The sequence below is a fragment of the Planctomycetaceae bacterium genome (genome assembly GCA_041398825.1).
In the GTDB taxonomy this organism is placed as follows: domain Bacteria; phylum Planctomycetota; class Planctomycetia; order Planctomycetales; family Planctomycetaceae; genus F1-80-MAGs062.
The window spans coordinates 63,771-76,852 of sequence record JAWKTX010000013.1 but is presented as its reverse complement, the minus strand read 5'-3'; the positions used below and the strand labels follow the sequence as shown (position 1 = coordinate 76,852).

General features: G+C 55.5%; 4 protein-coding genes. All 4 read left to right on the top strand.

Annotated features, from left to right (window positions below):
- The first annotated feature begins 65 nt into the window (after nucleotides 1-65).
- The 4 genes from R3C20_21115 to R3C20_21100 all read left to right on the top strand — a co-directional run bounded on the left by R3C20_21115 (nucleotide 66) and on the right by R3C20_21100 (nucleotide 12,854).
- Nucleotides 66-3,971, top strand: a complete 3,906-nt coding sequence (locus tag R3C20_21115; protein MEZ6043011.1) for a secretin N-terminal domain-containing protein — start codon at nucleotides 66-68, stop codon at nucleotides 3,969-3,971.
- Entirely contained in the window at nucleotides 3,968-5,110 is a 1,143-nt protein-coding gene (locus R3C20_21110) for a hypothetical protein (protein ID MEZ6043010.1), read from the top strand. Before R3C20_21115 ends, R3C20_21110 begins: the two co-directional genes overlap by 4 nt.
- Before the next feature lie 812 nt (nucleotides 5,111-5,922).
- A complete protein-coding gene (locus tag R3C20_21105; GenBank protein MEZ6043009.1) occupies nucleotides 5,923-6,102 on the top strand; it encodes a hypothetical protein in 180 nt (59 codons plus the stop codon).
- Between the two features lie 83 nt (nucleotides 6,103-6,185).
- Nucleotides 6,186-12,854, top strand: a complete 6,669-nt coding sequence (locus R3C20_21100) for a secretin N-terminal domain-containing protein (GenBank protein MEZ6043008.1) — start codon at nucleotides 6,186-6,188, stop codon at nucleotides 12,852-12,854.
- Nucleotides 12,855-13,082 lie beyond the last annotated feature (228 nt).

Sequence of the window (13,082 nt, the reverse complement as noted above, 5' to 3'; positions counted from 1 at the left end):
GCGTCTCGGTTTCTGACCGGTGACGGTATTTGTTGACACACGCGGCGAACGGAGCAACCGGTTCAATGCCGAACGGCTGGCCCAAATATCTCGTCCTTCTGCTGCTTCTACTGTCTGCGGCTCCCTTTGCTTCGCCAGCGCAGCGGGCATCAGACACTGCGGAAGGAGATCTGCGAACCTACCGCGTTTATCACGTCGGTCCGGCCGAAGTTCGTCGCATGCTGACGGATCTGCTGGGAGCATCTGCCTCTTCGGTTCAGGTCATTGCCGACTCGGAACGGGGAGAGCTGATTGTTCGTGGAGACGCCAGCGTTCAGAAACTGGCGTCCCAATTGATCAAACAGGTGGATATTGAGGATCAGTCACGCCCCATCGAAGTTCCGAAGATACTGAAGCGGTATTCCGTCGGGGCGGAACGAACCGATCGAATTGCTGGTGAACTGCGTCAGATGTTCGGTCTGGATATTCGCGTCACAGTGGATCGTAAAAGTCAGGGCCTGCTGGTGATGGCGACGCAGAACCAGCATGACACGATACGGTCCATCATTGCCGAGTCGAGTGATTCGCAGCCCGCTGATTTTTTCAATGGCAGCGTCTTTGAGGATAACAGCGTCTTCGAGAATAAGCCGCGCGCAGCAGAGCGTCTGAGTGCAGATGCCACAGCGTTGTTCCCTGGATCCGTCGTGGAAGCGGCCTCTAATCGTCCACAGTCACTGGCTATTCCCTTACGAAATATCACGGCACGGCAGTGTCAACTGGCAGTTCAAAAGCTCCTGGGAAAACAATTTCAGGACGAGGACGGTGCTGGTTATCGTTACGTGACGTCGACAGGCAACGTGCGGATTCGTTTCGACTCTGATGACAACATCTGCTACGTGTCGGGAGACGCAGCACTCGCACAACAGTTCGGTTCGCTTGTGAAATCACTTGAACAGTCTCAGGAAGCATCCAGTCAGGAGACATTCCGCTTCGTTCCGCTCAGAAACGTCCGGCCCGATGTTCTGCGGGAAGCAATTCGCACGTGGAAGCAGACGTCTGCTCAGGGTCGGATGCTGAACGACGGGATGCAGAAACCGTTTCAGCAATCACGCGATTCGTTTGAACAATCGGCGTTTGCTCGAGACAACAGGATTCGCCCCGTCGGCTTTTCGACACAGGTTCAGGAACAACGGCAGGGCGATACGACGATACCGGTGCAGAGTGACACGAAGACGGCGGACGATCTTCGTCGGCCGTCCAGTGATGTGACGGTAGAACCGCTGCCGGACCTGGATGTACTCATTCTGCGAGGCCGCGATCCGGATGTGAAAGAACTGCTGCAGATTATTCAGGAGATCGAACGCCTGAGCGAAGAAACAGCTCCTGAGATCGAGGTCTATCATCTGCGTCACGTGCAGGGTTCGGCTCTGGAGTCATTGATCGAAAAAGTGCTGAACGATCTGACAGAACCATTGCAGGGTCGAATTTCGATTACGCCAATCATCAAGCCGAACGCATTATTGTTGATCGGCTGGGGCGAAGCAGTGAATGCCGCGAAGAGACTGATTGAACGGCTGGATCGCCCGGTGTCTCCGGATTCGCAGATGAGAGTGTTCGAATTGAAGTATGCGCCGGCGGCTGAAGTGGGTGAATCCATCACCGGATTCCTGAACGGTCGGGGGGGACTGGGGCCGGATGTGCAGATTACAGCCAATCCCCGGACGAACAGTCTGATCGTCAATGGATCGCCACGTGATCTTGAGGAGGTGGAACAGCTGATTGAACAGCTCGACACCGGAGCCTCGGCCTCTATCAACAAGGCTCGCATCATCCGTCTGAAGAATTCTCTGGCCGCCGATGTTGCAGAAACTCTGACCGCAGCAATCCAGGCCGCCAGTGGAACCGGCAGCGGCAGGGCTGCGGCACTGGAGTTGATGCTGGATCAGCCGGGCGGTGAGAAGGTCGTGGCGTCGGGATTGCTGGACAGTGTTAAGCTCACACCTGATGTTCGCACCAACAGCATCTTCATCACCGGACCGGAAGAAAGTCTGACGTTGGTTGAGCAACTGATCCAGCAGTTCGACGAGAACCCTGCGTCGTCTGCTCAGATTAAGGTATTTCAGATTTCCAATGGCGACGCCACGGATCTGGTCTCAGTTCTGCGGTCACTGTTTCCTGAAGCAGCAACATCCACAGTCCCTCAACTGGCAACCGCCGATGGCGAATCTTCGACAGTGCCGGTGAGATTTTCCGTGGACGTTCGCACGAATACCATTGTGGCGACGGGGACGTCAGGCGATCTGAAAATCATTGAAGCATTGCTGATGCGCCTGGATCACACCGAATCTCAGGAACGCGTCAATCGTGTTTATCGCCTGAAGAATTCACCAGCCAACGATGTTGCTCAGGCCGTGAACGATTTTCTTCGCAGCGAACGCATTGTGACTCAGGCCGCTCCCGGACGCGAAAATCCGTTCGCTCAGATCGAACAGGAAGTCGTGGTCGTTCCGGAACCTGTCCGCAACTCGCTGATCATCAGCGCTACTCCGCGGTATTTTGAACAGATTCTGGAACTGGTGGAAGATCTGGACGATCAGCCACCCCAGGTGATGATTCAGGTGATTCTGGCGGAGATTGACCTCGATAACTTTCACGAATTCGGAGTGGAACTGGGACTGCAGGACAGCCTGCTGTTCGATCGAAGTCTTCTGGGCGATCTGCTTTCGACAACCGTTACCAGTTCCACGTCCACGCCCGCTGGTGTTGTCACCACAACTCAGCAACAAATTCTGGGTGCGTCCAATACTCCCGGGTTTGACTTCAACAACAATCCGCTTGGCAACAGTGGCAGCACACAGTCACTGTCGTCCGCCGGAAACGTTGCGGGGCAGGCACTGTCGCATTTCAGTCTGGGGCGAATGAACAGTGATCTCGAATACGGTGGTCTGGTCCTGTCCGCAAGCAGCGAAAATGTGAGCGTCCTGCTGCGGGCTCTTGATCAGAGCGGCAGCATGGAAGTTCTGTCTCGTCCTCAGATCATGACCCTGGACAATCAGCAGGCATTTATTCAGGTGGGGCAGCGAGTTCCGCGAATTGTCAACAGCCAACTGACTCAATTGGGCCAGATCAATAGTCTGTCTCTGGAGGACGTTGGATTGCTGCTGGGTGTCACACCCCGAATCAGCCCGGATGGCATGGTGGTGATGGAAATCGATGCAGAAAAGTCGGACGTGGGTGACGAACGCGACGGGATCCCGATTTCCGTCTCCAACGACGGCACCGTGATTCGTTCACCGCGAGTGAACGTAACGACGGCTCAGACAACGGTCAGTGCTGCCAGCGGTCAGACCATCGTCATCGGCGGGCTCATCACCAACAGCAACAAGTCTTTGTCCCGGAAAGTGCCTTGGCTGGGTGACCTGCCCCTGCTGGGCAACTTGTTCAGATACGATGGCTACACCAATCGCCGCACTGAACTGCTGATCATTCTGACGCCACAGGTCATCCTCGGACAAAGTGAGGCGGAATACCTGAAGCAGGTCGAGATGTCGCGAATGTCCTGGGTATCGAGCGATGTGTTCGAATGGATGAGTGCTCCGCAGCTGGATCGCCAGATGCTGGATGACGACGGCATTCCTGTCATCTTTCCGGATGAAAGCCCCACTGTGCCTGCAATCGAACTGGCTCCATTACCAGAAGCGGAGCTGCAGCCTGGTGGCCGTCCCAACAATGACATCGTGTTCCCGCCGTATTCAGATGACGCTTCAGGCTTCGAGTTTGATCGCGATGCATCAAAACAGGGAACGAACCCAGGTCTCACTCCGGTTACGAATGCTGGCTACGAAGCTTCAACGAACCGCGACACAGGGATTGCTCCTGCCGCGGCAAAGAACTCCGGCAAGATAAGTAACGAGACAACCTCTGACTTCGACAGGTCGACGGAAAAGCCCCGGAAGAAGGGCTTCCTGAAGTGGTTCGGAGGGAATCAATGACGGAAAACAAAAACCTCGATCATGTCGTGAAACGTTGTATTCCATCGAGAAGTGACGAGCTGCACCCATCGACTGAAAGACAGGCCGGGTTCAGCAGAAAACTTCGCCAAATACCCGTTTCGATGGCCGGTGTATGCCTTCTGGCGATGATATGCTCCGCCAGCGGCTGCCAGTCTCTGATTCGTTCCCCGGCGCAACTGTTTGAAAAAGAACCGGAGTTCGTCACCCCCACAAAAATCATTCCTGTCTGGTCGGATACCGTTCTGCATCAGGTCGGCACAAAGGGCCAGCGCGGCTGTGGTGGCCGGGTGATGTTCTACGCCGGTGACGGAAAGCGTGCCGTCCGAGTGGATGGGTCGCTGGTTGTCTATGTGTGGAACGATTCGGACAATGAGGAACAGCGGAAGCCGGATCGCAAATACGTGTTTCCAGCAGACGATTTGCAGAAACATTACAGCACATCCCCCGTTGGAGAGTCGTACAGTTTCTGGATTCCCTGGGATGGTACGGATGGTGAAAGGACGCGTTTGACGCTGGTCGCGAGATTCGTAGGACGAAACGGCGCTGAAATTACATCAGCCCCTGGTCAGGTGATTCTACCGGGGCGAATTCCGGAACTGGCGAAGAAGGAACGACGGCGCGAACAAACGAATGATGGAGTTCAAACTGCTGCTTTCCAAACTGAAACACCCGTCTCAGTGCAGCAGGTCAAGTTTGAAGATCCGATGCTGACACCAGAAAAACAGTTACCCTTGCGAACTCTGACCACGGCTGAAATCCCACTGACAGACGGGTTTCTGAAACGCAATATGCAGGGGCCGCAGGCATACACACCCGACGAACTCCTTGACACAAACTCGCCGATGGAGAATTACCACAGCCATCAGGAAATGTCACAAAGTGATCTGTTGCCTTCAGGATTGCAGAACACGATTCTGGAGGCGGCTGATCACGTTGAAGACCGTTCGCATGTCCGGAACAGCAGTGAGAACATGGACTTCAATTCGCTACCCGAAGATCGTTCTCTACAGTTTCAACACCGGGTTCAAACAAGACGAGCAGCTCAGCGATCTGTCGGTCGTGCTCTGTCGGAACGGTACCAGTCAGAGTTGCGGACCGCTCCCTGGGATCGTGAGTAATCCGGAAACTGTGTTCCCTGGACAGTTCGCGTACAGAGCCTGACAGAGTTTCAAATGGCGTCTGATGATCCTGTCGCAACGATTCTGGTTGCTCCGCAGGCTGAACAGAAAATGCGATCTGAAGTCGGGGCCGATAAATACCTCTTCGACTGATGGTAGCCGGGCGATTCACGCGAACGTTCGGCTGCTCACGCAGACTTTCCACCGCCGTTGTGACTTTTCCGTCGCTTGTGGCCTGCGTACTTCCCACGAAGGCACGGGCTTCTGTGCTGTCGGTGCCGACAAAGTCGTTGGCCGACCGATTGCCTCGAACAAACCGCCGGTCCTCCGTCACCGTTCCAACAGAAGAAGTGCTGGGTGCTGGATTTCCACGAACGTTCCGGCCAACGCGTCGAGGGCCAAACAATTGAGCAGATGTAGAGTCACTGAGGACGAACAGGACCAGCAGTCCGAGAATCTGTGGAATCCGTTTTATCAGAATTGCTTGCCCCAGTGTGCTCACGTTTCTGTCTCCAATGCTCGGTCTGGTTCCGCTGCGTACTTATCCCAGGTTTAAACGCGCGGCCCGATGGGAGCGTGCCAAAGCATTAAACCCGCCACTTGTCATGTTCCCCGGAATCATCCCGTCGGCTGCTGCCATTCACCCGTTTTCAATTCGTCATCACACCGTCCTCAACTTCCGCCCGAACGAGAGCGTCGGAAGAGACGACGTTTCCGCATCAGCCTGCGACGCATTGTAGGGATTATAACGCGAACGACAGACGCGGTGCTATCAGATCAACGACAACACGAGAACCTGGGAGAGGAGGGCGGTGAGCAGATTTTCAGGCGGAATTCACCTGATGCGGGGAGGCTACGAAAAATACTTGCCTGAGACAGACAGTCCGTCAGAGCACATGCGAGGCTGGCGAGATAATGATCAACTTAGCGCTGCCCCCTTCGTGACTCACAAAAGTACTGGTTTGTGGCTGATTGACGAGGTATCCTGTTGATTCCGGTCATTAGTCTCAATTGCCCGTAACTCCCGCCTGTTTACTCCTTCCGCCAGCCGATCGGCCTGTTGCCGAGAAATCCCATGTCATCAATTCTTAGTGCATTCATTCGTGCATTCCTCTGCGTTTCCGCCGTTGGCTGCTGTTTGTCCGCGTATGCTCAGGATTCCGGGGCCAACGACAATCGCACGGACTACGGTCGGCTGAAGGATGTGCAGACGGCATCGAATCTGAAGCTCACCCCGGAACAGCAAACGGCCATTGCCGAGGCACTTGCCAAACGTGATGCTGCGTTGGCGGAAGCTGCGGATGAATCTGCGAAAGCGGCCATCATCAGCGCTGCTGAGCAGGAACTGGCGACGCTGCTGACAGCAGAACAGAAAACCGCCTTCGAAAAGCTGTTTGGAACACCTCAGTTAAGATTCAACTTTCGCTCACAAAAGTGGGCGACAGTCCTGGAATGGATGGCCAGCGAAGCTGGTCTGTCACTGGTGATGGACGAACCACCACCGGGCACATTCAACTACACCGACAGCAAAGATTACTCACCGACTGAAGCCATTGATCTGCTGAACGGCTGGCTGCTGACAAAAGGCTTCACTCTGGTACGTCGCGAACGCCTGCTGATGTGTCTGAACCTCAAAGGTGGACTGCCGGACGGAGCCATTCCGCGAGTCACCGAAGAGGAACTGGCGGATCGAGGACGCTTCGAATTCGTCAGCGTACTGCTTCCGCTGGCCGGTCGACCTTCGGAAACAGCTCTTCTGGAAATCAAGCCGCTGCTGGGTACCTATGGAAAAGCCGAAGTACTGTCGGCCACCCAGCAAATTCTGGTGGCCGACGCTGCTCAGACCGTTCGTACCATTCAGCAGGTGGTCGAAAAGATTCCGGTGCCGGCAAAGCCACCGGCTCCACGGCCCCAGCCACCTGCCCCGAATCCGGAACTGGTGGTGTATCCCATTCAGCACGCGAACCCGGAACAAGCTGGCGAAGTTCTCAAGACAATCGTCAACGGAACACTGGTGGTCGATGCCAAAGCGGGACAGATTTCTGTCAATGCAATTCCCGCTGAACAGGCAAAGGCAAAGATCATCCTTGGGCAACTGGAATCCAACCAGGGCCCCGACAAGCAACCTCTGCTGAAACTGTACCCGGCGCGAGTTACTGATGCGGACGAGATGCTGGCCACGATGCGACTGATTTCTCCGGAAGGACAATTTCGCTATGACGAAGACAGCCGACGTCTGGTTGCCTGGGCCACATCGATCGATCAGCAAAAGATCGCAGCATCACTTCAGGAGTTGCTTCTGAATCAACAGACGGCCGGACAAACTCAGCTGCAGGTCTATCAGCTTGGCAACACGCCCGGTCCGATCGCTCAGGAAATGATCGTCGCTCTTCTGCCGGATGCCAAAGTGAGCATCGATACGCGGTCCAGGAGTCTGGTGGCTATTGCCAACGCCAGCGATCACAAGGCCATCGCAGATCTGCTGGAGCAGCTGCAGATTCAGAACGCTTCTATCAGCACTGGCGAACTGAAGTCCTATGCGGTGGAGGCTGCAGTGCTGGAATCTGCACCATCCGTGATCACCAGTCTGGTGCCTCAGGCCACCATCACCAGTGATGTGACCAACCAACGACTGCTGATCGTGGCCACTCCTGAACAGCATCAACAGGTCGCAGCCACGTTGCAGCAACTGGCCGAAAACCTGTCCCACCCCGACAGGCAACTCAAAGCGTATAACGCTGCCGGAGTTGACATCACCAGCGTGACTTCGCTGCTGGCCACACTCGCTCCAAACGCTCAGGTGACTGCCAACACTGCCGAAGAACGTCTGCTGGTCATTGCCTCTGCCGATGACCACGTGATCGTGGACAACGTCATGCAGCAGGTATCGACGGACGAAATGCATCGGCAGGCCGTCCTCAAGTCTTATCCACTGCCGCCAAAGTCGGATGCCGCAACACTGACGGCCTTGTTGGGTTCCCTCATTCCCAAAGCCAGCATTACGGTCGACAATTCCGCTCGCCGACTGCTGATTAGCGCGATGGAAGAGGACCATCTTCGAATCTCTCAAACGATTGCTCAGGTTGCAGAAGCGTCCAGCGGGGAAGTTCCGCAGCTTCAATTCTATCCATTGAAAAATGCAGCTGGTGACCGAGCCGCTGCCATCCTGCAGGCCATGCTGCCTGCCACAACTATCACCTTTGAAACTGATGCGAAGCGATTGTCAGCCGTCGCAACGAAGGCCGACCACGAGACAATTCAGTCCACGCTCGCCAAGCTGGAAGCATCAGCCCCGGTGAGCGAAAAACGGACACTGAAAATCTACGACGTCACCTCAGATCAACGCACCCGATTTTCAGCCATACTGGAAAGCCTGACCTCGGAGCTTACCGGCCTGCAGGTTCTCACAGATGCGCAGCCGGGCGAGATGACAGTGTGGGCAACTCCGTCTCAGCACGAGATCGTGTCGGAAGTATTAAGCCAGCTTCAGCGAGACATTCCGGCGGAAGAAAAGCCATCTCTGATCGTTTACCCCATCCGCAAAGTGGATCCCGCCAGTGTGTCAATCGTTTTGCAGGAGTTGTTTCCGGACGCAAAGATCACCACCGACCAGACGGCCTCACGTTTGCTGATTCACGCGAAGCCGGCGTTGCAGAAAACGATCAGTGCCGCCATCGAACAACTGGATTCTGAAGTTGACAGTGACACGCCCATTAAACTGATGGTGTATCCGGTTCAGGGCATTGACACCGCCAGTGCGCTGGAATTACTGAACACTGAAGTCCCCAAAGCAACCATCATTCACGACACCACCGGCCAGACGTTTATCGTACGAGCTCGCCTTGAACATCAGCAGCAGGTGGCTGACCTTCTGGACTCTCTGCAGGCTGCTGCCACTCCACTTCAGCAGCGCACAGCTGTCACGTATCCGACGTCCCACAGCAAAACGACGACCGAACAGGCGTTCTTCGAATCGGCATTCCCGAACGCAACGTTCCTGCTGGACCCGGTCACTCACACCATGACAGCGCTGGCAACAGCCAACGACCACAAGGCCATTCAGGCAGCCGTCGAAGCGATGTCGGAATCCGGTGCCGTCACAGCAGAACTCCGGGAATATTCACTGCAGAATCTCGATCAAAGCGGAGTTTCGGCAATGCTGGCCGCCGCGGTTCCGAACGCGCAGATCATCGTTACCGACCAGAAGCTGATGGCATGGGCCGTCCCACCTGATCACGCCCTGGTGGCTCGTCTCATCGAAGGCCTGAAACAAAAGGGCGAGGAAAAGAAGATTCAGACTTTCGATATCAGCAAGGTGTCCGAAACCGACGCGCGAACTATCCTGGCTCAGATTGTTCCTGCCGTGACCTTTCAAAGCAGTTCAGACGGAACGTCGTTGTTTGCCGCGGTCGATCAGCGAGCTGCGGAAACCATTCGAACTGCTTTGGGGCAACTTGAACAATCACCAGCCGCTACCGAACCAAAGCAATTAAAGTTTTACGCGGTTGATCCCAAAACCATCACCACGGTCCAGACCATGCTTACCACTGCGGTGCCCGGTGTCGCGCTCACAATGACCGGCGACGGCGCACGATTGATGGGGCGAGTGACCCAACAACAGGATGCTCAGATCACTGCTACGCTCACCCAACTGGCCGAAGAAAAGCCGTTTGCCCCGCAACGCACACTGAAGCTGTATTCCATTGCCGATGCCGGCCCCACAGCGACCACGGTGCTCAGTCAGGCCGTTCCCGCGGCCACAATCACCAGCGGATCTCGCTCCGACCAGATTGCCGTCGTCGCCAGCGAACCCGACCATCTGGTCATCGCAGAGACATTGAAACAACTGAATTCGGCGGCTGCAGACGTCCCGGAAAAGCAACTGGATATCTACAGCATCGTCGGAACTGATCCGACGGCCGTACAGAAAGTCCTGGCCAACCTGATTGATGGCGATGTTCAGATCACCGTCGATGCCACTGGCCGTCGTTTGTTTGTGCGAGCCTTCCCGGAGGATCAGGCCGAAGTAAAGGCCGCCATTGAAAAGATCACCAGTGGTCTGCAGACAGACGATCGCCTGGAAACAAAAACGTATCTGGTGGGAGCCCCCAATGCCGATGAAGCGCAGGAAGTTCTGCTGGCATTGTATCCCGATGCCACAATTGTCACGGATTCGGATCGCAAGTTGATTGTCGCCACTGCCACGCCCGATCAGCACAAAATGATTGAAACCATTTCAAAACAGATTGCGGGCAGCGGCACGCTCGAAAACGCACCTCACCCGGTGGTGTACCAACTAAACAATGTGTCTGCAGAATACGCAGAAGACCTGATTGATGATCTGTTCACATCTCGTGACCAGGTGCGTCTTGCGGTGAACAATCGGACGGGACGATTGGTGGCAGTCGCGCGGGAAGACCAGCATCGCCTGATCCAGGATGTCATTCAGAACTTCGACGGCGAACCTGTTGAGGAAACTCCCAAAGAGCTGGCGGTGTACCGAGTCGCACCACTGGATGGACCGACCGTTCAGGAAGCACTGGAACCACTGGTTTCCAAAGACGTCAGGATTTCTTCGAAGGTGCGTTCCAGCGAAGTTTTTGTCACAGCTCCGGCAGAAGAACAGAAACGAATTGCCGGGCTGATTCGGCAGCTCACCACGTTGAACCCGGTCGGCGGTCAGATGGAAACTCGTACCTATCGACTTCAGAAAGGCGACGCAGACGCCGCACAGTCCGCACTGATGGCGCTGTTTCCCACCGCAGTACTTGTCACGGACCGACTGGACAGAGTCCTGGTTGCCACGGCTTCGTCGGAACAGCACGAGACAATTTCTCAGGTGGTCGACCAGATGAACGGCGTAAAAACCGACAGCAGCCTTCAGACAGTCTCGTACCGAATGGGCATTGGCGATGCCGACGAAGCTCAGTCAGCTCTGTCCGCTTTACTGCCCGATGCCGTCCTGGTCACTGATCGTCGAGCCAGCGTGCTGGTGGCCACCGCCACGGCCGAACAACATGAAACGATCAAAGCGATCGTGGGTCAGATGAATGGAGAAACCTCTCCCGATGAACGCCCGGTTCCCCAGAACTACCCACTGAATCAGGCCGACGGCTTTACGATGCTGGAAGTTCTGGAGAACCTGTTCAGCACTGCCGATGATGTGCGATTATCGCTGGATGAAGTCAACCAAACCATCGTTGCCGTTGCTCGCCCCGATCAGCAGGACATCATTCAGAAAACTCTGGCAGCTGTTGATCCGGCTGACGGAGAGGCGGCGTTTACACTGAAGGTTTACCCGGTTGGAGACTTCGATCAGGGCCAGGTGCGTCAGGTTGTCGACGACATGCTGCGAGATCGAATTGCAGGTTCGCGAGTCCATCATGAACACGTCACCGGAAACCTCCTGGTCACCACAAATGCCGAAGGGCACCGCCTCGTCGAAGAAACCATGCTGCGGCTTGGAACTCCGGAGCCTCGCGAAATGGAAGTCTTTCAACTCTCGTACCTCGAACCCAGTACCGCTCAATCAGCTATTGACCGCATGATTAGCAGCCGCTTCCAGAGCGAAATGGCGCGACCCATGATCCATGCAGACGAAGATACTCAGCAACTTTGGGTGCAGGCGTCCAAACAACAGATTGCCGAGATGCGAACACTGCTGTCCAGGATGGGTGAGAGTGGACTCAGCCCGGCCGCATCACGAAACCCAAATCTGCGTACCATCCCATTCGGTGGCAGTACCGATGAGGCCATTCAGAAGATCCGCGACCTGTGGCCTCGACTGCGTAACAATCCGCTGAAGATTATGCCGCCGAATCCACAACCCGGTCCGTCCGCGCAGAGTCAGTTTTCTGTGCCGCCGGAAAACATTCAGCAAGACATCGACCATGAACGCAATGAACGTCATCAGACTGAAACTCAGGGCAACGTCCAGGCAGCCGAGAGTGCAATCTCTGAAGTACCGGATCTCCGCTCGTCAGAGGGCAGCGTTCCCGAAACCAGTCCTCCAGTGGTGATCGTTCCTGGAAACGACCGCCTGACAATTGCTTCCGATGATGCCGAAGCGCTGGACCAGCTGGAATCGCTGTTGCGAGCTCTGGACTCACGAATTGCCGGAGGTCGCAATCGCGATTTCAGTGTCTATCAGCTCACCAACGCCGGAGCATCCGACCTGGCCACAATGCTGCAGCAGGTATTTGACGATTCAGAAGGACTGCTGAACTTCGGTCAGGTGGTGATGGTTCCTGACGAACGCCTGAACGTGCTGATCGTGTATGCCAGTCGTTCTGACCGCAACCGTATCGAACAACTCATTGAAGTGCTCGATTCGGATCGACTGGAAGATTCTCGTCGAGCCTACCAGACAGAGATTCTGGTCCTGAAGCACGCGAGCGCCTCACGAGTTGAAGATGTCATTCAGGGTGTTTACCGAGCCGAAATGACGGCAGGTGGGGCTCGCAGCAGCGTTGCGATTCCAAAGGGCGTTCCGTCTGACGTCGCGGCTGTTCTGCGTCAAATCAACGCGGCCGCATCATCTCCACTGTTGACGGTGGAAGTCCAGCAGGACACAAACTCCCTGGTCCTGAAAGCTCCGCAATCACTCATGGAAGACGTCAAAGATCTGGCACAGAAACTCGACATGGCCTCCGAAACCACGCGCGCCCGGGGAGTGACACTGGTTCCACTCCGAAAGACCAATTCTGCCAGAGTCATGAAGATTCTGGACGATGTTCTGGATTAAGTAAGTAAGATCCCGGACTGGGGTCTGAACTGAACAAGGTTTCTCGCAGCGCCCGCACTTTTCTGCCGGGGCAGTTGAGAGCAGAGCAGGCAACTGATCAAAGACGTGGCTCGTTCTAAGTGGAATTTCCAAGGCGAAGACTGGCCACTTCAACAGACGCGTGACCATCCCTGGGGCGGCGTATCGATCTCTCGAGACGCCTACCGTGGCAAGAACGATGTCCTGAAC

Excerpts from the sequence above, each read along its gene's own strand:
- R3C20_21115 (MEZ6043011.1), top strand. The coding sequence starts at position 66 with ATGCCGAACGGCTGGCCCAAATATCTCGTCCTTCTGCTGCTTCTACTG.
- R3C20_21110 (MEZ6043010.1), top strand. The coding sequence starts at position 3,968 with ATGACGGAAAACAAAAACCTCGATCATGTCGTGAAACGTTGTATTCCA.
- R3C20_21100 (MEZ6043008.1), top strand. The coding sequence starts at position 6,186 with ATGTCATCAATTCTTAGTGCATTCATTCGTGCATTCCTCTGCGTTTCC.